Source organism: Crenothrix sp. (assembly GCF_043729335.1).
GTDB lineage: Bacteria > Pseudomonadota > Gammaproteobacteria > Methylococcales > Methylomonadaceae > Crenothrix.
Window position 1 is genome coordinate 88,048 of record NZ_JAYTLQ010000013.1, and the last position, 22,875, is coordinate 110,922.

Annotated in this window: 21 protein-coding genes and 2 pseudogenes; 8 read left to right on the forward strand and 15 right to left on the reverse strand. The window is 42.8% G+C overall.

All coding sequences use genetic code 11. The features are described from left to right. Positions 1-179: 179 nt before the first annotated feature. Both ACHZC4_RS04155 and ACHZC4_RS04160 read right to left on the reverse strand, forming a co-directional pair. Entirely contained in the window at positions 180-1,121 is a 942-nt protein-coding gene (locus tag ACHZC4_RS04155) for a hypothetical protein (protein WP_394752561.1), read from the reverse strand. Positions 1,122-1,338: 217 nt separating this feature from the next. After that, positions 1,339-2,076: a PLDc N-terminal domain-containing protein gene (locus ACHZC4_RS04160; protein WP_394752562.1), complete on the reverse strand. Its 738-nt coding sequence runs from the start codon at positions 2,074-2,076 to the stop codon at positions 1,339-1,341. A 447-nt stretch (positions 2,077-2,523) separates the two neighbouring features. On the opposite strand from ACHZC4_RS04160, the gene ACHZC4_RS04165 reads away from it, so the two are divergent. After that, positions 2,524-3,156, forward strand: a complete 633-nt coding sequence (locus tag ACHZC4_RS04165; RefSeq protein ID WP_394752563.1) for a biliverdin-producing heme oxygenase — start codon at positions 2,524-2,526, stop codon at positions 3,154-3,156. A 51-nt stretch (positions 3,157-3,207) separates the two neighbouring features. Here ACHZC4_RS04165 and ACHZC4_RS04170 read toward each other — a convergent pair whose 3' ends face one another. Together ACHZC4_RS04170 and ACHZC4_RS04175 are read right to left on the reverse strand one after the other, a co-directional pair. Further along, entirely contained in the window at positions 3,208-3,396 is a 189-nt protein-coding gene (locus ACHZC4_RS04170) for a DUF1289 domain-containing protein (protein WP_394752564.1), read from the reverse strand. Between the two features lie 185 nt (positions 3,397-3,581). After that, entirely contained in the window at positions 3,582-3,800 is a 219-nt protein-coding gene (locus tag ACHZC4_RS04175; RefSeq protein WP_394752565.1) for a hypothetical protein, read from the reverse strand. A gap of 411 nt (positions 3,801-4,211) precedes the next feature. On the opposite strand from ACHZC4_RS04175, the gene ACHZC4_RS04180 reads away from it, so the two are divergent. Together ACHZC4_RS04180 and ACHZC4_RS04185 are read left to right on the forward strand one after the other, a co-directional pair. Further along, positions 4,212-5,579, forward strand: coding sequence for a hypothetical protein (locus ACHZC4_RS04180; protein WP_394752566.1), 1,368 nt, complete (start codon positions 4,212-4,214; stop codon positions 5,577-5,579). Positions 5,580-5,714: 135 nt separating this feature from the next. Next, positions 5,715-6,143 (forward strand): hypothetical protein, encoded by a 429-nt coding sequence (locus ACHZC4_RS04185; protein WP_394752567.1) that lies wholly within the window; start codon positions 5,715-5,717, stop codon positions 6,141-6,143. Positions 6,144-6,187: 44 nt separating this feature from the next. On the opposite strand, the gene ACHZC4_RS04190 is transcribed toward ACHZC4_RS04185, so the two are convergent. Continuing rightward, positions 6,188-6,988: an OmpA family protein gene (locus ACHZC4_RS04190; RefSeq protein WP_394752568.1), complete on the reverse strand. Its 801-nt coding sequence runs from the start codon at positions 6,986-6,988 to the stop codon at positions 6,188-6,190. A gap of 268 nt (positions 6,989-7,256) precedes the next feature. On the opposite strand from ACHZC4_RS04190, the gene ACHZC4_RS04195 reads away from it, so the two are divergent. Beyond that, positions 7,257-7,835 carry an IMPACT family protein gene (locus ACHZC4_RS04195; RefSeq protein ID WP_394752569.1) on the forward strand — a complete coding sequence of 193 codons (579 nt, stop codon included), beginning with the start codon at positions 7,257-7,259 and terminating at the stop codon, positions 7,833-7,835. On the opposite strand, the gene ACHZC4_RS04200 is transcribed toward ACHZC4_RS04195, so the two are convergent. The 3 genes from ACHZC4_RS04200 to ACHZC4_RS04210 all read right to left on the reverse strand — a co-directional run bounded on the left by ACHZC4_RS04200 (position 7,825) and on the right by ACHZC4_RS04210 (position 10,527). After that, a complete protein-coding gene (locus ACHZC4_RS04200) occupies positions 7,825-8,541 on the reverse strand; it encodes a hypothetical protein (RefSeq protein WP_394752570.1) in 717 nt (238 codons plus the stop codon). The two genes, ACHZC4_RS04195 and ACHZC4_RS04200, sit on opposite strands and share 11 nt — an antisense overlap. Then, on the reverse strand, positions 8,538-9,551 hold the full coding sequence (locus ACHZC4_RS04205) for a tryptophan--tRNA ligase (RefSeq protein ID WP_394752571.1): 1,014 nt from the start codon (positions 9,549-9,551) through the stop codon (positions 8,538-8,540). Before ACHZC4_RS04205 ends, ACHZC4_RS04200 begins: the two co-directional genes overlap by 4 nt. 418 nt (positions 9,552-9,969) lie before the next feature. After that, positions 9,970-10,527 carry a Uma2 family endonuclease gene (locus ACHZC4_RS04210; RefSeq protein WP_394752572.1) on the reverse strand — a complete coding sequence of 186 codons (558 nt, stop codon included), beginning with the start codon at positions 10,525-10,527 and terminating at the stop codon, positions 9,970-9,972. Positions 10,528-10,730: 203 nt separating this feature from the next. Between ACHZC4_RS04210 and dusA the strand changes: the two genes are divergently transcribed. From dusA to ACHZC4_RS04230, 4 genes and pseudogenes are all read left to right on the forward strand, one after another. After that, positions 10,731-11,708, forward strand: a complete 978-nt coding sequence (dusA, locus tag ACHZC4_RS04215; RefSeq protein WP_394752573.1) for a tRNA dihydrouridine(20/20a) synthase DusA — start codon at positions 10,731-10,733, stop codon at positions 11,706-11,708. Positions 11,709-11,811: 103 nt separating this feature from the next. After that, positions 11,812-12,108 (forward strand): hypothetical protein, encoded by a 297-nt coding sequence (locus ACHZC4_RS04220; RefSeq protein ID WP_394752574.1) that lies wholly within the window; start codon positions 11,812-11,814, stop codon positions 12,106-12,108. Further along, complete coding sequence (locus tag ACHZC4_RS04225; RefSeq protein WP_394752575.1) at positions 12,105-12,719, forward strand: DUF6036 family nucleotidyltransferase; 615 nt, start codon at positions 12,105-12,107, stop codon at positions 12,717-12,719. Before ACHZC4_RS04220 ends, ACHZC4_RS04225 begins: the two co-directional genes overlap by 4 nt. 77 nt (positions 12,720-12,796) lie before the next feature. After that, a pseudogene (locus ACHZC4_RS04230) lies at positions 12,797-14,943 on the forward strand (FAD-dependent oxidoreductase). 58 nt (positions 14,944-15,001) lie between these two features. Here ACHZC4_RS04230 and ACHZC4_RS04235 read toward each other — a convergent pair. From ACHZC4_RS04235 to ACHZC4_RS04265, 7 genes and pseudogenes are all read right to left on the reverse strand, one after another. Next, positions 15,002-15,373 (reverse strand): annotated as a pseudogene (locus ACHZC4_RS04235) (lytic transglycosylase domain-containing protein); the annotation flags it as partial. Between the two features lie 1,357 nt (positions 15,374-16,730). Next, positions 16,731-17,531, reverse strand: coding sequence for a lytic transglycosylase domain-containing protein (locus ACHZC4_RS04240; protein WP_394752576.1), 801 nt, complete (start codon positions 17,529-17,531; stop codon positions 16,731-16,733). Between the two features lie 9 nt (positions 17,532-17,540). Then, positions 17,541-18,743 carry a formate-dependent phosphoribosylglycinamide formyltransferase gene (gene purT, locus ACHZC4_RS04245; RefSeq protein WP_394752577.1) on the reverse strand — a complete coding sequence of 401 codons (1,203 nt, stop codon included), beginning with the start codon at positions 18,741-18,743 and terminating at the stop codon, positions 17,541-17,543. Continuing rightward, positions 18,740-20,314 (reverse strand): DNA mismatch repair protein MutS, encoded by a 1,575-nt coding sequence (locus ACHZC4_RS04250; RefSeq protein WP_394752578.1) that lies wholly within the window; start codon positions 20,312-20,314, stop codon positions 18,740-18,742. The genes purT and ACHZC4_RS04250 overlap by 4 nt, the downstream gene beginning before the upstream one ends. Before the next feature lie 55 nt (positions 20,315-20,369). Further along, positions 20,370-20,912, reverse strand: coding sequence for a GTP cyclohydrolase I FolE (gene folE, locus ACHZC4_RS04255; protein WP_394752579.1), 543 nt, complete (start codon positions 20,910-20,912; stop codon positions 20,370-20,372). 303 nt (positions 20,913-21,215) lie between these two features. Further along, positions 21,216-21,986 (reverse strand): metallophosphoesterase family protein, encoded by a 771-nt coding sequence (locus ACHZC4_RS04260; RefSeq protein WP_394752580.1) that lies wholly within the window; start codon positions 21,984-21,986, stop codon positions 21,216-21,218. After that, the gene (locus ACHZC4_RS04265) at positions 21,983-22,786 is read right to left on the reverse strand and encodes a class I SAM-dependent methyltransferase (RefSeq protein WP_394752581.1); all 804 of its coding nucleotides are present in this window, start codon (positions 22,784-22,786) and stop codon (positions 21,983-21,985) included. Before ACHZC4_RS04265 ends, ACHZC4_RS04260 begins: the two co-directional genes overlap by 4 nt. Positions 22,787-22,875: the final 89 nt, after the last annotated feature.

A 22,875-nucleotide genomic window follows, 5' to 3' on the forward strand; every position in this document is an offset into this window, starting at 1 on the left:
GTGGTGGCAAAAATTTTAATGTTCGGACAGGCTGAGGGATTTGAGTCCCTCAGCAGCAGGATTATTTGAATGCTTTAAGTAAATAACGCAATCAAAATAATGATAGGGATAGGAATACCAATTAAGTATAAAAGTATGGATCGCATGATTGTTTCCTCGGTAGGTTAGAAGTATAAGTATTACATATCACGCTGTTGGCCGCCTACGGTAGCTGCATAGCTAGCCGCAAATGCGCCCACAAGTAATGAGATGAATAACCACAGTGCCGCATAAGCCGAAGCTTTGCGGGCTTTGTCGGCAGCTTCTTTGGCAGCTGTTTCTGCATCACGCAATTTTGCTTGCGCTCGGGCATAAGTATCAGTAACCCGTTTTTCTGCTTGTTGTTGAGACAGACCGGTACGTTGTGCAACCAACTGGCCTACATAACGAACATCTTCAGGAGACAACGGTTGGTTACGAATGGTATTTAAAAAGATACGGGACACTTCGGGTGCATATTCCCCAGCTCTTCTATCTTCAGGCTCCATGATACTTCCGGCGGGGGCTGCACTCATATCCTTTCTAAATAAGGAATCTACAAAGTAGCCCATCACCTCATTATTGCCTTTAGGTTTTGGCATGTCTGCACCGAACGCAGTTGCACCCACGGCAGCAGTAGTTGCGCCACCTGCTACAGAAGCTCCCGCTTGAATGCCCGTATTAACAATTGATCCCACCGCAGAAGTCAGTAACGCGGCGGTGACCAGCGATGCTAAAGCCCAAGCTAAAAAGCCGTGAGCCGTATCACGAAAGTACACTTCATCGGTATGCACTGCAATCCATTTGGTTCTTAAGCGGCCAGCAAGATAACCGCCAATACCAGAAGCAACGAGCTGTGTAAAGGTGAGCCATAAAATGGTCGATACACCGAAAGTCGTTGCCGATACCCCGTTATAGGCCCAAGGCGATACCGAAGACAGCCCCAAACCTGTTCCTAATATTAAAAGAATCAAGGATAAAGCCGCTGCAGCGGAGGCGCCTGCCACAATTGCTCCCCATGAAACAGCGCTTGGAGATGATTGTATGAGTTCTGAACGTCCATAGTCCAGGTCGTCAGCGGTGGAAGTAGTAGAAAAGTTCATGATAAAGCTCCAAGGAATTTACTATGGAAAAATTATGACATAACACTTTGTTACTAATCTGTACGCTGTCGCACATAATGCGCAATTATTTGCCCTATCTGGGTTAGCCACAGCAAGCTATAGATTTATGCAGGATTTGATGGCACGTAGAGACGCAAAATTTTGCGTCTCTACGTAGAATGACGTGATAATTCCGGAAGATATTTTTTGCGAAAGCTTAACTGCGGGCCTCTCGCTTAGCCATTGTTACCCACTCTTCATGGACATAATTGTATTGCCTACCCGCATTTTCGCTGTAATCGACAACTTTCATAAATAATTCTTGCGCACGCGCTATATCGCCATGGTTTTTAAGCAACAGAGCAAATCGGCAGGTAGGCTCGGGGCTTGGATAGTACTGAATTAAGGCTTCGTATTCATTACTGGCTGCATCAATATTACCGATGTGTTCTTGCGCTCGGGCATAGATAAGATGGCCTGGTGGCGATTTGAAATCAGGGTTTGCCAGTTTTAGCGCTTCCAGAGTCTCTATGGTTTGTGCATAATGTGTTAAACCGAAATCAGCGCTTGCCAGCCCTAGCATAAGCGCCGGGTCAGTTTTATTAATGCCGACCAAACATTTTTGATATTGCTCTTTTGCCTCTTGAAATTGCTCTCTTATCAAATAATGTTCTGCCAGTTTCATGCGATTTCTCGGCGTATCTGCCAGTTCAACATCAGCAATGGCTTCTTTTAGCGCCTTATCGGAATCTTTAGAGTACCGGATTTTCTTTTGCCCCGGCTGGCCGGAACGAGAGTCTAGCCATCCTGGCATTAATTCCACAAAAATATAAGCAAGACAGCCCAGTATAGGTACAAAAGAAATAATAAGTACCCACGCAGGTTTTCGATTTGTTCTAAGGACATGTATAGCAAGAGCCATTTGTATGGCAACGGATATAATAATGAAAAGCATAGTGTTTTCCTGTGTGGGCTAACAATGAGAAATTTTGTCTGACTCAATTTATGATCATCTCTGCCAGAGAAAATTTCAAAAATTATTTCCAAAAACGTAAAAAAACTTCCTGGACAAAGTGGCTACCAACTTAAGACGGGACATCCGTTCGCCCTGAGCTTGTCGAAGGGTTTGTTGTTCATGGTTCGACAAGCTCACCACGAACGGCTTTTTTTAAATTCTCCCGTCTTAAGTTGGTAGCCGACAAAGTGGACTCAAAACTCAAACGGCAAGGGTTTGAGCTGTATAAGTTGACACTGGGGGGTAGGGCACATTTAAATCTTTCCATTAATATTAGATATTTTGTAAAGATTTAATAATGGTCTACCATTAATTATGTATCCTTGGATATTTGAAACGCACTGTTTAATTTTTTCCTCTAAATTCTTGTACTGATTAAATCATCTTATGAAACCTAACTACAGCACACCTACTAATGGATCAGCTACCGAAGAGCCGCCGCTGATTATGTCAATGCTTAAAACAGAAACCACTGTTGCGCACAAGCAGTTAGAACGTACCAAATGTTTTAGCAAGTTGTTTGAGCCTGTTTATTCCCTGGAGGACTATCAAGCATTACTCTGTTATTTTTATGGTTTTTTCTCAGCCATTGAGCCTTTAATATTCGATGATCTGACTGAGGCGCATAGATCAATTTTAGGCCATAAAGTAAAAACCGATTTGTTAATAAAAGACCTCAATCTTCTGGGCATAGATGAAACTGAACTAAAACAGCTTCCCGTGTGTGACAAGTTACCTGAATTAAACTCATTTGCCAAACGAATGGGAGCTCTTTATGTTTTGGAAGGTTCTGTTTTAGGTGGGCGCATTATTTCCAAGCGGCTCAAAGAACATTTAGGCGAAGGCATTTATGATAAATTGAATTTTTACAGTTGCTACGGGGAAAATGTAGGCACTGAATGGAAAGGCTTTCAGCATTTTATGGCTAGCCAATTTGATGAGGACTCGACTGAAACTTCTGAAGTTGTCGCTGCCGCTAATGATACCTTCCTGTCTTTGCATCAATGGCTTGAAAGATAATAAAGCCATTTTCATCGTTATGGTGGCTTATTAAGCGACAGCTGCATTGTGCTAACTGTCGCTATATTTTTTTCTACGCTCTTCTATATTTAACATAAAAAATTCACGCGTGGTTTCGTCTACTTTTGTCCAGGTAAGCACTTCGACAAACGATCGAAAACACCCGGTGCAAATATCATCATCGTTAACAAAACATTTATCATTGCAAGGTGATGGGATTTCTTCGGCAATTGCAGTCATTACATATCATCTCAAAAAACTAAGAAAGGGATAAGCTGAGCTAATTATTTTAAATTTAGCGCATGTTTCTTAAGTATTATAGTAGATATCAAAAATCAGACTGAATCTATGGGCAGCTCAAAACTCGTGCATATTGGGTTAATTTTGACTTGCGAAACAGGGTCTGCAAGTTCGATGACTGAATATCAGCTTTTACTACTGTTTAACAATGCTTCAAGCGCACGAGCCGCTTTTTCACAGTCCATCGCCGAATCTTCAACGCGCCTGCGTAAAAAATATCCTTTATATAAGCCATCAATATCACGGGACACATATTCGTTAAGTGATGCACACAGTTTGTGCATGTGTTGTTCTGCCTGTAATAGCACTAACTCTGAATTCCCATCTTCAGATAAGAGCATCATTTCGCTGGTCATCCTATTTTCCAATCGAAAGACTTCTTCCACGTAGCGGACAAATTCTTTGTGAGGCAGTCCATTTGCACCATAACTATTAAAACTTAATGAGGAGCAGCCTGGCATTGCGACGATACAGAATAGTAATAGGCTGAAATGTCTATAATTGATACTGTGCTTGTTTTGAGTAGGCCAAACGTTTTTTATGGGGTGAGTGCGGTACATTTTATAAGCCTAAGGTATTATTTATCGAGTTTAAGAGGGTAGAAAAAAAAGCTGCGCTAACGCTTGTTGCTCTACTGCAATAAAATACCTTTAACATTGTTCGGGTTTTTTGTATTATCAGGTTACTTTTGAGCGTAAAAACCTCAGCTTATTTGTTTACAGCTATAAAAATCTAACGAACAAGGATCCACAATCATGACTGAAAAGACGGTAAGCAAATACCTGATCAATCTCGAAAAACATTTTGCCAGTGATAATCCACTCTTGTTAAAAGCAGCAAAAGTTTTTCATGAGTTAGATCAGGTTGAATATGATTTGGGGCTTATCGACATGGATGAAACAACCGCCAGAAAAAACTCATGGTGGCCTATCGTTAGTTTGATCGGCGGCAATTCTACCGCGAAGTCGAGGTTTATTAATAGTTATTTTGGTTCAGAGCTATTATTTTCTGGCATTCAGGCCTCTCATCACAAATTTACTGCTTTATTACACAGTAACCAATCTGCTTCCACTATTTTGCCCGGCACGGCGTTGGATGTCGATTACCGTTATCCTTTTTATCAGATCAGCCATAAGATTGAAGAACAGCAGGCGGGGGAAGGTGAGCGTATTAACGCTTATTTAGAACTACGCACGCTTAATAGTGAGCGCTTAAAAAATAGATTATTTATTGATGCACCCAATATGAGTGCTGCCGTGAGTAATCCGATCATTTCATTATTAACGCAACACGTCCTTGAAAACTCCGATCTGGTATTTATATTTACTGACGTTTTTGATTCCTCCACGCCGTTAATTGAAGAGTTAATAGCCCATATTATTCGTCAGCAAAATCTTAATAAATTTGTTTACCTGATAGATGGGCCGGCGCCAACGTTTTACCCTACACGACACGATGATCTTATTGCCTCCTGGCAAAGAAGGCTCGCCGAGTTGGGTCTGGATACCGGACAGTTTATTGTTGTCCCTAATCAACAAAGCCTTAGTAGTGCAACGAATAGGCTGGATTTTGCCGAAATAGACCAGCGCATGGCCAATGCTGACCATAACCGGTCTTATCGTATTTTGCATGCGCTGGACTTAAACATCCGTGAACTTGACAGCGTGCTTATACCGGAGGTTAAGCAAGGCATTGCTGTTTGGAAAGATAGATCGAACATGTCAAGCTTAATTGTGCTAGGCTTCATCGCAAGTTTGCTGGTTCTGGCCGAGGTGCAAATTGGCGTGCTGGATCTTTTAATTGATCCCATCATAGGCCCTATAGTACTCGCGGTGCTAGTAGCCATTATGATACCGTTGCACTTTATGTTTAATAGGCTCTATGCAAAATTTACCATTGAACGCTTAAATACGCGCCAGAAAGAATTAAAATTAATAGAAAGCTTATCCGGACTTTTTGAAAAGAATCTGACCTTTTCTCGTATTATGCTGCCGCTTTCCGAGCCGGTAGGCTGGAATAAAAAAACCAGAGCCCGATTAATGCAGCTGTCTGATAAAACCAAAGAGTTAGTGCAATCATTAAATGACAGCTTTAGTAATTACCGAGATCAAGTGCAATTATAAAAACGGATTTTAAAAGGCTATTCGATAAAATAATCATAAATACCGTGTAACCAGACTAACTATGTTATGGATCTTTTAAAACAGTATTGGCCTCTTTGCTGGCTAAAAAGCAATCCTCTTGACTTACCCCGGTCGATGGCTTTTTTTAGACAAAATTTGCTGTTTTCTTTTGTAGTCCAATACCTGATGCAGGCTAATATGACGGATGATCCCGTCGAAGCGTTTTTTGAAGTGGGAATTGAAACTGTTTTGACGCTTATGTTTATTGGCTTAGTACTGTTTTTAAATAAAACGCTCTACGTTTACATTCAAATAACAACAGCGGTTTTATTTTCTGCCAATGTTATTTCAGTTGCAATTGTTCCAGTAATGGTTTGGTTGACAGTCACTGAAGACCCTTTAAGTTATTATTTGTTAGGCGTCCTTGCGTTATGGGATTTTGCGGTAGTCGCGTATATTTTTAAGCGAGCCATTATCATCAATATGGCGGCCAGTATTGCCCTGGCCTCATTTTATTTTGTTACCACGTATTTGGGGGCGTTTGCCTTAGGGCAAATGATTTAAAAACTGTAGCGCCACAAGGCGCTACAGAAAAAAGCGATTAGATTTTACTGTGGGTAGCCTTGCTGCTGCGGATAACCTTGTTGTTGAGGATAGCCTTGCTGCTGCGGATAACCCTGTTGTGGCGGGTAGTTTTGCGGTTGTTGTTGTGGATAGCCTTGCTGTTGAGTTCCACCACCTTGCCCCCCGCCTGCATTGTTGTTAGCAACAATTTTTAGCTCTACACGGCGATTTTTAGCCCGATTTTCTTCGGTGGTGTTATTCTCTAAAGGCTGCCTTTCACCCATGCCTTGCTGGGTTAAACGCGAACTGCTAACGCCGTGCTGGGACAGATAACCTGCAACACTGCCCGCACGTCTTTCAGATAAATTCTGGTTATAGGCATCTGCACCTTTATCGTCGGTGTGGCCAGTAACTGTAATATTTGAATCCGGATATTTATTTAATACGTTAGCGACAGAATCTAATGAGCTTGTAGCTTGTGAAGTAAGATTCGAGGAATCAAAGCCAAAGGTAATGCTACTCGGCATATTAAGATTCAGAGTATTTTCGGCCGTTCTTTCTACCACAATACCGGTACCTTGCAAAGATTGCTGCATTTCTTTTTGTTGGTGATCCATATAAGCACCTACCGCCGCGCCTACTGCGCCACCGGCTAAAGCGCCCCAACCGGCATTTTTAAGATCGTTGCCGCCAAATGCGGTTCCAGTTGCAGCACCCAGCACAGCACCTATGCCGCCGCCTTTGGCCGTATTGCCAACCCGTGATTGCCCAGTATTAGGATCGGTGACGCAAGCCGTTAAAAGAAATGTACTACTCATAGCTACAAGCAAGATTTTTTTTATCATTGTTTTTACCTTTTTAGTTTATGAATATCTAGGTGCGATTTAGCTTTATATAGTCAGCTGAATAGAATACAGCTAAATTAAAATGACATCTTTTGCAAAGTTTTGCGGCTTGACTATAGCATAATTAACTTAACCTCAGCTGAAGCAAAATTTAATTTACATGATTGTATGGTAACTTAATTGTTTAACCCCAACCCAAATGCCAAACTTTTATAGCTGTGCGCTCACTGAGTTACTATGATTAAACCCAATACTTTTAAAGATAAGCGTGTACTGCATAAAAACCAAACATAGCCTTGAAAATAACATAAAAAAATCCCGTTTTATTGGGGTCGTTATACCGTGTATTGATGTGCAGGAGGTACAAAACAGCCTTAAACAATTAGCGCTTGAATACGCTGATGCCAGCCACATCGCTTTTGCTTACCGGCTTAAAACAGAAAACGGTTTGATTTATCGTTTTTATGATGCCGGTGAACCTACCGGTACGGCGGGAAAACCTATATTTCAGCATATTGAAGGCAAAAATCTAATTAACCTTACCATTGCCGTGATTCGGTATTTTGGTGGTATTAAATTGGGCGCTGGGGGATTAATGCGAGCCTATGGCAATACTGCCAGAGATGTGATTGAGGCTGCGCAAATATCGCCTTATATTGAATTGGCTAGCATTCAGTTGACCCTGGATTACCAACAGCTACAACCCCTGGAGTTTCTGTTAAAAAAACTCGATGGGGTTATTTTAAAGCAAGAGTTTGGTGGACAAATTCAGTTGGTCATTCAACTTCCTGCTGAAAATACCCATCCCTTATTCCAGTCTTTTCCGAACTGCATCGCTATGCTTTAATTTCAAACAGGTTTTTGTAAGAAACATACATCAAGGTGGATGTCAGCATATACAAAACAGGGGTTAACAGCGGTGTAAAAGCCCCACACATCAAGGCTTCAAAAAAGATAAAACCCAGCATGTTATAGAGTGCCTTTTTACGGGTGGCGAGCGTGCTTTTACCCAAGCTTTTGGCGCGGCTCCAAGTGTAATCCTGGAATAACATTAGCGGATAACTAAACCAGCTGCCTAGCGTACACAGCATAAGCAGGGTAAACATCAAGGCAACCGTAGCATAATCGTATAGCCAGCTGGCAATTTCCCGTACTGATCTGCGTTTTAAATGGACATCGGAAAAATCTAACTGAAGGAAAAAATCCAGTATTTTGTCATATTCACCCGATAGCAAATTAGCAAACACCATAAACACAAACCAGCAGACCATAATGCCAACGCCTGCCAATAAAGCTAAAGGCAAGCTTTTGTTAATGGCCCAGGACACTGGCTGGTTGGTTTCCCCATTGTGCCTCATGTCTATGTATTTGCTAACACCTACACCCACAAATAAGGAGGCCACTGCACCTAATACACCCAGCGCCATAGAGACTTTGCCTATCGTTAGCAGCACTGCCACAAATGCCGTGTAGCCGCCCCAAACCCAAGGCGCAAGTTTAATAAATAATAATGACTGTTGCAGCCATCCGCCAAATGTTTCTACTTTATTCACAATGCAATCCTTGAAATTCCAACGGCTTCGCGCAGTTCTTTTATAAAAGGAGCACTGATGGCGCGTGCTTTACGAGCTCCCTCTTGTAATTGTTCTTCAATGTGTTGGGGCTTTTGCATCAGTTCATCATAGATCTCTCTTGCCGGTGCAACATGGGCATTAATGTAGTCAAACAACAGCTGTTTCATTTCGCCCCAAGCTATGCCTTCAGCGTAACGCAGTTTTACGGCGGCAACTTCATCGGCCGTGGCAAACGCTTGGTAAATACTGAACAACGTGCAATATGTCGGATCTTTGGGTTCGCCAGGTTCTTGTGAGTTGGTTTTGATTTTGTTAATCAGTTTTTTCAACTTTTTTTCCGGCTCAAACAAAGGAATGGTGTTGTTATAGCTCTTGCTCATCTTCCGACCATCCAAACCGGCTAAAGTTGCAGTATTGGCATCAATTATGGCCTCTGGCAGTACAAAATGTTCACCGTAAATGTGGTTAAAGCGTCCGGCAATATCCCGTGCCATTTCAATATGCTGAATTTGATCTTTACCCACCGGCACTTTATGGGCGTTAAATATAAGAATATCCGCCGCCATTAAAATAGGGTAACTGAACAAACCCATAGTAATGCCTTTATCGGGATCATTCTCAGCGTTGTTTTCATTATCGGCTACCGAAGCTTTGTAGGCATGCGATCTGTTCATTAGCCCTTTGGCGGTTACGCAGGTCAGCATCCAGGTTAATTCCATGGTTTCGGGGACATCGGACTGTCTGTAAAACACGGCATTGGAGGTATCTAACCCTAAAGCCAGCCAGGTAGCGGCAATTTCAAGGCTGGACTGGCGCACTTTTTCGGGTTCGTGGCATTTGATGAGGGCATGGTAATCAGCCAGAAAATAAAACGGTGCGAAGTTGGCATCTTTGCTGGCGGCGATGGCGGGGCGGATTGCACCGACGTAATTGCCTAAATGCGGTGTGCCAGTGGTGGTGATGCCGGTTAATACGGTTTGTTTGGTCATGCAAGGCTGCTCGGTTATGGGTTTTTGGATAGGTGTGTTTTCATTGTATCCAAATTTGGGGGAATATTCAGCTTTAGTCGGGCAATATAGCGGGGCTTAGGGGGATGTAAATCGAAAATGCGGGGATTTGGCTATATTCGGCTATTGATGCCGTTGCAATCAATTGGCGGCAAACTAATGGTCTCGTCTTACTTGAACTTCCAATCGGTTTTTTAGGGAGGCTTTGAAGTTACCTAGGAGATCATTGGTGGGTAAATTGAGTGCTTGCAAGAAAATGCGTTATTTTGGCCATTGCAATGTATTGGGCATGGCGGTTTGCTGTCGCGAAACCACCTTATAAGTTGGGCTCGCTAAACATCCTCATAAAGCACAATGTTATCCAACCATACGGCGGGTAAATTCACTGGCTAATTCTGCGCTAAACATCCTCATAAAGCACAATGTTATCCAACACCAACCCAACGCTCTCAAACTCAATTGGCGCATCGCCATCAAACTCATACAGCACCCAATGGCCGGTATTATCCAAACGGAAGCTATCCACCTTGCGTTTAATCGGGTTAATCAGCATATATTCCTGCAAGGAAGCAAACTGCCGGTATTTCTCAAACTTATCACCCCGATCATACGCTTCGGTTGATTCCGATAGCACCTCAACAATCAAGCGGGGTTCAGACATAAAAAGCTCGGCTTGATGGTCTTGTTCCGAACATGTTACAAACACATCAGGATAAAAAAAAGCATTGGCCGTTTGCAGCTTTACTTTCATATCCGCCATGTAAACACGGCAAGGCGTGCCTTTAAGATGCTGCTTAAGTACGGCAAACACATTACCCGCCACCGTTGCATGTTGGCGTGTTACTCCAACCATTGCAAAAATTTCGTTATCAACAAATTCGTGTCGGGTCGGCTGATTAGCTTCCCAGCTCAAGAAATCATCAGTTGTCATGGGTTCAACAGTTGCTGCATGAGCCATTGGTTTATCTCACTGCCTGTATTAAAAAGCGATTCTATGCTAAAAATAAACCTAACAACAAGCGCTTGTTTAGCACACGGCGTTATAGTGTGAAGCCAAAAGGCATTGGCTTAGTGATAAGTCCATAGCTGTTGCATTTTATTCCATGAAAGAACCCGCACACCCCGTGTGTTAAAATATTTTGTTTTTGGAATTTTTAAAGCATGACGATTAACCCGCCCCTAAACAGAAGCTTTTGCGTTGCACCGATGATGGATTGGACTGATCGGCATTGCCGTTATTTTCATCGGCTGATGTCACAACATGCGCTGTTGTACACCGAAATGGTGACGACGGGTGCGTTAATTCATGGCGACAGCCACCGATTTTTGCAATTTAATCCTGAGGAAAATCCGCTGGCTTTGCAATTGGGCGGCAGCAATCCACAAGATTTAGCCACTTGCGCAAAAATGGCCGAAGATTACGGTTATGACGAAGTGAACCTGAATGTCGGTTGCCCCAGTGAGCGGGTGCAAAATGGTCGTTTTGGGGCTTGTTTAATGGTGGAACCTGATCTGGTTGCCGATTGTGTGGCGGCAATGAAGCAGGCGGTTGCTATCCCAGTTACCGTTAAATCCAGAATTGGTGTGGATGATAAGGATTCGTATGAAGAGCTGTGTGTGTTTGTGAGCACCATTGCCAAGGCGGGTTGCGAGACGTTTATTGTCCATGCCAGAAAAGCCTGGTTAAGTGGTTTGTCGCCTAAGGAAAATAGGGAGGTTCCGCCGTTACGCTACGATGTAGTGTATCAATTAAAAACGGATTTTCCGCAGCTTGAAATTATCCTTAACGGCGGGATTACATCACTAGATCAGGCTGAAGAAGTGTTGCGGCATATTGATGGCGTAATGATGGGGCGGGAAGCCTATCATAATCCTTATTTATTGGCTGAGGTGGATAGGCGATTTTTTGGGGTACAGGCTGAACCGCCATCACGTGAGGCTATTTTAGAGTTATTAATACCTTATGTTCAACGGCAACTTAAAGCCGGTGTGCGTTTAAACAGTGTGTCGCGGCATATTTTGGGCTTGTTTCATGGTATGCCAGGGGGTAGATTGTGGCGGCGGCATCTCAGTGAGAATGCCTGTAAGCTTGGTGCGGATGAGACGATTTTGTACAAGCCTTTAAGTTTAGAACATTGATAAAAACAAATAACCGGTCAGTTTTAGATTAGCTTTGGTGCGCCAACAAAAGGTTACATTCCAAACTTAAGCTCATGTTTTATATACGGCTCAGGAGAAATTAATGAGAGAGGATGATAAGGTATTGATTGATTTTTGCAGACAACAATACCGTGAGTTTAAAGTGGATGACTGGATTTCATTAAGCCATATTTCCGAACAGTTAAAGGTAGCAGCATTGTTTCTTAAGGGCACGACTTGGTACAAAAGGGATCAGGAATTGGGGATGGTATGTTATCAATGGGGCTTAGAATTAAAACAATTGCCGGTTCTGGTTAAACAATATCGGTTCGATTGTGCGCGTTTTTCCGGCATGCTAAAAAAACAAATTCAGTTTGATGGACAAGGGTTCAAACTATGAATGCTAGCCAAGTATGTTTGCATAACGCCCTCAAAGTCATGGTCGAAAAAATAGCAACGGTGCTCCAGTCTTACGGTTACCGGGGTGAGCCTGTCAAAATGATTTTGGCGGGGGGAATGGCCATGAATTATTATTGTGGCACTCGATACACTGAAGATGTAGATGCGGTATTTTCACGAAAAATATTATTGCCCTATGAAGATTTGCTGGTCAATTACATTCGGGAAGACGGTTCAGAAGGTTTTATTTATTTTGATACTAATTACACGCCCACACTTTCGTTAATGCACGAAAATTATGAAGAGGATATTGTCCTTTATTCTGAAGCGCAGATTGAAGGAGCACCCATCAGTCACAACGACAGTGTTATTCAGTTGTATTGTCTAGCCCCAATTGATTTGGCGCTTTCCAAAATAGCGCGCTTTTCGGAGCAAGATGTTGAAGATATTCTGGAGTTAGCCAGACGGCATTATTTTTCGGCGGATGAATTGAAAGCTAAGGGTTTAGAGGCGCTTGGATATTATATCGGCAATATCCAATCCGTAGAAAACGGTATCCATCTGATATGCGAAAAAATCAAATGCGATTTATCTGATTCAAATAATCGATAATATATTTTTGAATAAAACATCGGCCAAATAGCATCAAACATGTAAAATCAATTACTCAAGCAAACAGGAGTTGTATTATGAAAACCCCCAAAATTGTGTTGTTTGCAGTGATCGTCGTTTTAATCATCATTTTTTTCAGTTTTGATCTTCAGCGCTATTTAACTTTAGAGGCGTTGAAATCCCAGCAAGCCAGTATTGAAACTTACCGCAATGCCCATCCTGTTTTGATAGTGGCTATTTATAGCGTGATCTACATAGCGGTAACCGGCTTATCGTTACCCGGTGCCACCATCTTGACGCTAGCCGGTGGCGCAGTGTTTGGTTTGTGGTGGGGAACGTTGATAGTGTCCTTTGCCTCCAGTACTGGCGCGACACTGGCATTTTTGGCGGCACGGTTTTTGTTTCAGGATGTCGTTAACTCACGCTTTGGCACACGGTTACAGGCCATTGATGAAGGCATTCAGAGGGAAGGGCCGTTTTATTTGTTTACCTTACGCTTAGTTCCGTTGTTTCCGTTTTTTATGATTAATCTGGCAATGGGCTTGACGGCAATAAAAACCTGGACATTTTACTGGGTCAGCCAAGTGGGCATGCTGGCCGGAACGCTGGTGTATGTGAATGCCGGTACACAGTTGGCCAAAGTTGATTCCTTATCCGGAATTTTGTCCCCGCCCTTGGTAGCTTCCTTTGTTTTATTAGGTGTTTTCCCACTATTAGCCAAAAAAATGCTGGAGGCTATTAAATCATGAGCGACTCACACCAATGGCAAAAACCCAAGCAATTTGACAACAACCTGATTGTCATAGGGGCAGGTTCAGGCGGTTTGGTTACGGCTTATATCGCCGCAGCCGTTAAAGCTAAAGTCACTTTGATTGAAAAACATAAAATGGGTGGCGATTGTTTGAATACCGGTTGCGTACCTTCCAAAGCGTTGATCCGGTCTGCGAAATGGTTGTCGCATTTAAAACGTTCGAAAGAATTTGGTATTAAACAGGCCAGTGCCGATTTTGATTTCGCCGATGTCATGGAGCGGGTGCAATCGGTCATTAAAATTGTCGAGCCTCATGATTCTATTCAGCGCTACACTGAGTTAGGGGTCAATGTAATTACCGGGGAAGCTAAGATAATTTCTCCGTGGCAAGTTGAAGTCAAAATGGCTGAGGGCGTTAAAACGTTAACGACCCGATCTATTGTCATTGCGACAGGTTCGAGGCCTTTGGTGCCGCCTATACCGGGTATTGAAAACATTCAACCGCTTACTTCAGAAAATATCTGGGCTTTGCGCGAATTACCCAAACGCCTGTTGGTATTGGGGGGTGGCCCCATTGGCTGTGAATTAGCGCAATGCTTTGCTCGGTTCAACAGTCAGGTGACGCAAGTGGAAATGGCCTCACGGTTGTTGGTGCGGGAAGACTTGGATGCAGCGGAAATGCTAATGATACGTTTTCGGGAAGAGGGCATGGATCTACGCCTCGAACACGTCGCCAAAGAATTTATTATTGAAAACGGCGAAAAAATCCTCATTGCCGAACATAAAGGTCAAAGCGTTAAAATACCGTTTGATCAAGTGCTGTTTGCGCTAGGTCGAAGTGCCAATATTAAAGACTACGGATTAGAAGAGCTGGATATTGCCGTATCGGCTCACAAAACTATTGCTACCAATGGTTTTCAGGAAACTAATTATCCTAATATCTATGCCGTAGGCGATGTTGCAGGGCCTTACCAATTTACCCATACTGCTTCACATCAGGCTTGGTATGCCGCCGTCAATGCGTTGTTCGGTCAGTTCAAAAGATTCCGTACCGATTATTCAGTCATTCCGTGGTCGACATTTACTGATCCGGAAGTGGCACGAGTCGGCTTGAACGAGCAAGAGGCCAAAAAACAAGGCATTGCTTATGAAGTGACGACTTACGGCATTGATGAGCTTGATCGAGCCATTGCCGACGGTGAGGCGCAGGGTTTCGTGAAAATTTTGACGCAGCCCGGTAAGGATAAAATCCTGGGCGTTACTATTGTGGGTGAGCATGCCGGTGATTTGATGGCCGAATTCGTTCTGGCCATGAAGCATGGCATTGGCTTAAACAAGATTCTGGGAACCATCCATATTTACCCGACGCTTGCCGAAGCCAACAAAAATGCCGCGGGTGTTTGGAAGCGCCAGCATGCACCGCAACTTTTACTGCGTATTTTGGCTAAATACCATGCTTGGCGTCGAGGTTGAAAATACCATTGCAGTAGAAGTAATTTGAAAAAAATATCTGCAATAAGTGATTTATAGCTTATCGATTGTATAACGATAACACCTGTCGAACGTAATTGCGTGTTTCAGGATAAGGTGGAATGGAGTTGTTGTATTTCATCACGGTATGCTCACCCGCATTGTAAGCGGCGACGGCTAAGTCCATATTCGAGTTAAACAAATCCAGCAAATAGCGCAAGTAGCGGGTGCCGCCATTAATATTTTGAGTGGGATCGTTTCGGTTTGTTACCCCATATTGTTTAGCTGTTCCAGGCATTAACTGCATTAAACCCACTGCACCCGCAGAAGACGTTGCATTGGCATTGTAAGCCGATTCGGTTTGAATGACCGCATGCACCAATTTTTCATCTACCTGATGTCGTTGTGCAGCTTGGGCAATTAAGTGATTAAATTGTGACTTTTTTTCAGATTGGGATGGGTTGAAACTGCTGCTTTTTGTCAGGAACATTGTTTTCGGCGCACACGGGCCTGTTGAAATAGTTGTCAAAATTCTTTCATGGTTAAGCAGCTTTGTTGAGCTTCTGGGTATATTTCTGCCAAAATTCAGTGTGCCCCGTCCGCTAGCATGCAGTGAGTTTAGTTTACTTATTGAAGTGCTATGGAGCCGATTATAAAAATAAGACCGGATTTGTGCCGTGGAATAAGGTATCTGCATTTTGGCTTTTTTATACGCTATGGGTTTCCAATGCTTACCTCTAAGAGCCGTATTTCTAAGTCCATCTAGGCATTCGCCTTCTATGAATCTGGTCGGTTGCTGGCCTAGTGATTTATGAATTTTTTGATATTGTTCAATAATATTACGGTTGTTTGCCAGAAATTGTTTAGTATCGGTGCCATTTTGTTTTTGAAGTTTGGGTAAGCTTTCTGAGCTTGCGTTGTATTTGCTGTAAATTTTTTTGAATTTAGCTTGTGAAGATTTTACCTCCGTCATATTTTCTGGCTGTAACGTAGCGTCAATTTTTGATGGGTTAATTTTTACTGCATCTTGCTGGACTTTTACCTGTTCATTTGCAACAAGATTTAGGTCGGTCTTACTATTTGATGCACAGCCTGCGCATAAAATAATAAAACTACTGAGTACACACCAAACGACAATTTTCTTCAGAAAGAAGACAGCAAACATAGTGAGCTTCCCGGGGGTTATTTTATTTAAGGATGATTATCGCCTTATCCATGGAAATAAAGCGATGTTTATTTCAATCGCTCTAAAAAAGCGAGATAATTTTCAAGCTTGTCGCCCAGCTAACAGCTTTTAGTCGATTGGAATTGTTAACTAATTTTCAAAAAATAATAGAGGGGGTTTTTTCTCCATTTATGACGGTAATGGCTGAGCAAGTTATCGAAATTCTTGGTTTAGGAATTTTAAATTATTTTAACTCGAAGAGTTTAATGAATTATGCACACTCAAAATATAAAGCAAAATTCATGCCTTGTATTTATTTTTATATCAAATCAATCAGTTATTGATTTAAATTGTTTTGCGGAGTAAAAGAGCGAAGTTATTGGCAGATTAGTGTAAAAAATAACTACATTTTTGTGGGTTGCTAATAGAAAAAATTAGCAGGAAGTATTGCGTAACCTACATTAATTCATTAGCTTACGAATGAGAGAGTTTTGATATATATTAGAATGGAACACCCAAAGGTGTTTAAATGGTGTCTATACAGAGTTATAACTCTAAGATGTTAATTTTATTGACACTATTTGACAAAAAACCTTGATGACTTGCACTATGCCAGATAGCGTGTCTACCTATTATACAAGGATAACACTTGGCGTACATAATTGCGGGTTTCAGGGTAAGGCGGAATAGAGTTATGGTGTTTCATTACCGCATTTTCCCCGGCATTGTAAGCGGCGACTGCCAAGTCCATATTCGAGTTAAACAAATCCAGTAAATACCGTAAGTACTTTGTTCCACCATTAATATTTTGTCCTGGGTCATGACGGTCGGTCACACCGTATTGCCTTGCGGTTCCGGGCATTAGCTGCATTAATCCCACCGCACCGGCAGAGGAAATGGCGTTGGCATTGTAAGCTGATTCGGTTTGAATGACGGCATGCACCAGTTTTTCATCCACCTGATGGCGTTGTGCGGCTAGGGTAATTAATTCGTTAAACTGAGATTTTTTTGCAGAACGGGAGGCGCTATAGGGATTGCTTTTCGGCCAAGTTGAGGTTTTTGGTTCACAGGAGCGTATAGATATTGTTGTTAAACCGCGGGCATCATGAGATACCTTGGCCGCGCCGCACGAGGGATCCTGGCGAGGAGCATTCAAGCGTTCGCGCTCACCGTAATGCATAAAGCCCAGTGTGCCTGTTGACGACACTGCCGTGCGGTTATAAGAAAAAGGCCGGGATTTAATGCTGGAGTCTTCTGAGCGTGTCTTGATTTTTCTATGATCCGTCAACTTCCAATCGTTACTAAGCCCCGCCGATTTATTGGTGAATAAAATACCCCCAGTGGCATTTTGATACCGGTAATAGCTCTCGGCTAACAGATTATTGGAAACCAGCAATGTGCCTAAAAAAACTGTCATTCTTATCATGTTGACTACCTAATATGCAGGGCGAATACCTACGGATTTTGCGGATGACACCGCTTTTTTTCTGGCTGCCTCAACCGTATCTGCAGTTGCCAGCGCAACCCCCATCCGCCTGTTTATTAGCGCTTCCGGTTTAGCAAATAATCTGATTTCAGTATTCGGCACAGCCAGTGCTTTATCCAGCCCTTCATACACCACATCTTTTGCTACTAGGTTGCTTAAGATAGGTACACTGGCTCCTGCCGTGTGTAATCGAGTATTTACCGGTAACCCTAAAATAGCTCTAGCATGTAATTCAAATTCATTTTGTTGCTGTGTTACCATCGTCACCATGCCGGTATCATGAGGTCTTGGACTGACTTCACTAAACCAGACATTTTCACCCTGTACAAATAACTCGACACCAAATAAGCCCAAGCCGCCAATCTCTTCTGTTACTTTAAAGGCAATGTCTTGCGCTGTTTTTAGTGCTGCCGGATTCATTGCCTGCGGTTGCCAGCTTTCCCGATAATCGCCATTTTCCTGGTAATGCCCTATGGGCTCACAATAGTGTGTTTCAATCTTGCCGTGAGCGTTTAATGCCCGCACCACCAACAAGGTGATTTCAAAATCAAAATCGATCTTGGCTTCCGCAATCACTTTACCGGTATCGACGCGGCCACTGGATTTGGCGTAATCCCATGCCGCTTGCAGTTGGCCAACACTTTTAACCATCGATTGTCCTTTACCGGACGATGACATTGTTGGCTTTATAAAACAAGGATAGCCTATATTATTTTCAACGGCGGTTTTTAATTCGGTAAAAGTTTCCGCAAATGCGTATTTTGAGGTGGGTATATTCAATTTTTCAGCCGCTAAAGCCCTTATGCCTTCACGGTTCATCGTCAATTGTATAGCTCTTGCGTTAGGCACAACAACGCTAATGCCTTGTTGTTCAATTTCCACTAAGGCTTGTGTGGCAATGGCTTCAATTTCTGGAATAATAAAGTCCGGCTCTTCCAGGGCAATGATTTTTTTGATAGCCTCACTGTCAGTCATATCAATAACATGGCTGCGATGGGCGACGTGATGAGCCGGTGCGTTTGCGTAGCGATCCACAGCAATAACTTCTATGCCGTAGCGTTGCAATGCGATAGTCAATTCTTTGCCTAACTCGCCGCTGCCTAAAAGTAAGGCTTTGGTTGCGGAGTTAGATAATGCTGTGCCTATTTTCATTTGGACTCATTCAAATAGTTATCAATGTCTTCTTTGGAAAAACCAATTTTTTTGGCTACTCGATCCGCATGACTAACCCGTGAAATGCCGGGTATTAATTTGAAAGTAGGCGCCTCATTGGCAAACTCCACTTGCTTGGCTAAGCCAATGCCTGCCTTAACAATATCATCAACTAACTGATGGTTATGGGTAATTAAAATCGTGCTATTGCCTTTGCGGTAAAAGCCGTTTAACACGTTAGAGGACGATTCCATTCTTTCTTCAAAGGTCGTGCCTTCCGACAACTCATCCAGAACAACTAAACTTTTGGCGGTTGTTGCCAAGAAAATAGCTTTGGTGCGTTTTAATTCGGTACCAAAACGACCTTCACCATCATTTAAATGGCTAATTTCAGGTGATTGGTAGAATATTTTATCAGCTACAGTCAGCGCTGCTGCTTTGGCGGGCACATAACAACCAATTTGCGCTAACAGTTGCACTTGAGTCAGTGTTTTACAAAATGCTGTTTTACCGCCGCTGTTGGGGCCGGTAACCAACACCAGTTTTTCGTCTTCCAAGCTAAAATCGTTGCCAACATACGCACTATTTTGTTTCGCCAGGATTGGATTTTTCGCATCGACAAGATTGATGCGGTGATGATCAGCATCAAGCAATGTGGGTAAAACGGTCGCATGGCCAAAATTGTCGGCAAATTTCATAAACGCCAATAATTCATCGAGTTGGCCGAGCGCATCCAGGGTTTTTGCCAGTTCAGGAGAGTTTTTGAATTCTTTACGTAATGGAATAATGCAATTATCGCGATCATATCCACCCACAATAGGAAAATAAATCAGCAGAAAGGGGAACAAAAATGCCATTGAACCAGGAATAACGGAGGCTACAAAGTACAACAGCACGCAAAACACGACAAATATTAATGCCAGCAACAACGGTTTGAAAATACGCGGCTTAAAGATGACTGGAAATGGAAACAAGCCAACACGTTCCTGTTTGGTTTGTATGCCTTTTTCGCTGAAATAAACGGGGCCTTCCATCAGGGCATAAGGTCGGGTGTGTGCAAAAGATTTTAGGGTGTCGAAAAGTTCATTCAAATAAACACTTTGTGCTGAGGGCAGGGCTTTGGTTTGTGCCACTAGATTCAGCATAAAAGCTACGGCTCTTTTGTACTGCAAATAGCCGTAGCCTTCAATTTCATCAATGTTTCGTGCTGAGGTAAATGAGCCCACAAATTTGCCAAAAAATAACAAATATAGGCTTTTTTCACCGGCAATCGCAGTCTCGACAATGTGCTCAACTGCCTGCTTTAATTCTGGATTATTACGCAATTCTTCAAGCGCTTGCTGCTTGTCTTTGAGGGTTTGCAAATCAGCACTGGGGTGCGATAACGAACGATATAAGATAGCTTGGCCCAATGTGGTTGATGCGTGGTTTACAGCATCAAAAAGCTTATCTACTTCGATCACATTAAACGCGCTTTCATCAAGTACCCCGTTTTCTTTACTGATAAACGGGCTGGCTTTAACTTCGGGCCAAGGAAGATTAGCCCACATTTGTAAGATTGTTTCTTTCATTGCGTTAGCTCTTATCTATTTAAGAATAGGGAATACCAGATGAACTATTAAAACGTTATCTGTTAATTAGATTTAAAAACTCGGAACGGGTACTGATGGATTTACGAAAAATACCGGTCATCACGGAAGTGGTCATTACTGAATTTTGCTTTTCTACCCCGCGCATCATCATGCACAAATGTTTGGCTTCAATAACCACTGCCACGCCTTTGGCATTAATAGCCAGAGAAATAGCATCCGCGATCTGTTTGGTCAGTTTTTCCTGGATTTGCAAGCGGCGGGCGTACATATCAACAATACGGGCAAGTTTAGATAGACCTAGCACTTTTCCCTGCGGTAAATAACCGATGTGACATTTGCCAATAAACGGCAGTAAATGATGCTCACATAAAGAGTACAGCTCAATATCTTTTACGATCACCATATCTTCCGTGTCAGCCGTAAAAATAGCGCCGTTTAAGACTTCTTCCAAGGTTTTTTCGTAACCATTATTAAGAAATTTAAAGGCTTTAGCGGCACGTTTTGGCGTATCGATCAAGCCTTCACGGGTTATATCTTCACCCACTGCTTCAATAATTTTGGCGAAATGCTCTTCCATAATCGTTAGTCTCTTTGCTAAAAAAATGGCAATCAGTATACATCATTGATAGGCTGAGCTTAACGGTTATAAAGTTTTGAATTGCGAAAAGTCGTGTTCAAGACATAAGTGTCTACACAAGTTTTAAGCTCCTTCTCCAGAGGGAGAAGGTTGGGATGAGGGGAAATATAACGTGTTGATTGTATTCTCCTCACCCTAGCCCTCTCCCTTACGCCCTTTGGGTAAGCCGTAGAGGGGGCGCATAACCATGCAAATTATTGTTTTTATTGGTCCTATTAAAATTTCCGTTACCGATTTTATAATTCATGACACCCAATACGTCACCCGCCTGACATCGGTTTCAAAACGGCCATTATCGTAAAGTTTTAACCAGCGATAGCCGGGCGCTTCGCCAGTGATCTGACCGGATTTAGAAGTGGATTGATAACCGGTAGCCGGTGTTGATAAATAGCAAATTCCGTTTTGCACAATAACAAATTCTTGATGGACATGACCCGACAATACCAGCTTGATAGTGGGCTGTTGTTCAAAATAATCCATTACCTGCTCATGATTACGTACTTCCAGCATGACGCCACGATCATCATGATGCGGTAAATTATGATGCATGGCAATCAGTGCCCATTTGTCAGGGTGCTTGGCGATTAACTCATTTACCCGCTGCAATTCAGCTTGGCTGACTTCACCCTGATAATTGTCAGGCATAGGCTGATGATTGGAATCAAGCAGAATAATGTGCCAGCAGCCCAGCACACAATGTAAGTCTGTAGTAACCGGCGCTAATGGGTAAACCGTATAGGCATTTTCCTGGTGATCGTGGTTGCCCAACACGCAATACACCGGCGCGTTAAAGATTTTTAAAGCCTCGGCAATAAATTGGTAGGTGGCCGGTTCGTCATCGTGGGCTAAATCACCGGTAATGATAATGATGTCAGGATTATCATAGTGCTGTTGCACATGGTTTATCACCTCATTAAAACTATCGCGGGTATTGATGTTGTTAAAGTGGCCATTGGATTGCGCAAATAAATGCAGATCGGTGAGCTGTAAAACCGTAGTGTAATCGCGCTTCATTTACGGGCAATGGCCTCGCAACGGGCTCTTGCAAAAAAACTGGCCGGATTAGTGCACCATTGCTCCAATGCCGCACATTGTTGATCCAATTGTTCTGCCGTCAGCCATTGCTGTTCTAAAATAAGTTGCCGGTGATCGGTGTTTAAAAACTGCTGCCAATAGCTGCGGATACTGTCTTTTTCGGCATTGCTAGCGAAGGTATCGTAACTGCAACTTACGGCAATATCTTTAAAATCTTGGTCAAGTAATAGCTGCTTATGCCGGGAACCAAAATAAATATTGCCGCCCTGATGACAAAATACTTTGTTTATGGTGTCCCACGCAGCGGCTAAATCAGTATTCCACGGCATCATCATGTCGCCGGTGTGACAGGCATCACGTAAAGCCACTAAGCCATCTGGCTTTAATACGCGCCGAAATTCTGCCAACACCTGTTCAGGCTGTTGCAGGTGATACAGTACGGCATGGGCAAAGACCACATCAAATTGCTCATCATCAAACGGCAATTGATACGCTGAGCCGGTCGTAAAGCTGGCGTTGGTGATACCGCGCTGCTGCTGCAATAATAAAGCTTGTTCAATTTGAATTGGGCTGTAATCAATGCCAGACACAGTACCCGGACTGACTAATTCGGCAATATCCAAGGTCATGGAGCCAGGGCCACAGCCGCAATCTAAAACGCTTAAACCCGCTGTTAAATAGGGTTGTACAAACGCACCTTGTTTAGCAAACGAGCGCTGTTTAAATTGGTCGATAATTAACGGTGAATAACCGCCGCTGTACTGTTCTGTTGTCTTCATAGGGTTTTAATATTCAAAACAGTGTTTCTGGCTGTTAACAGGTGGTTTTGTAAAGTGATAAGATGATACGACATCATAACGCCAAATAC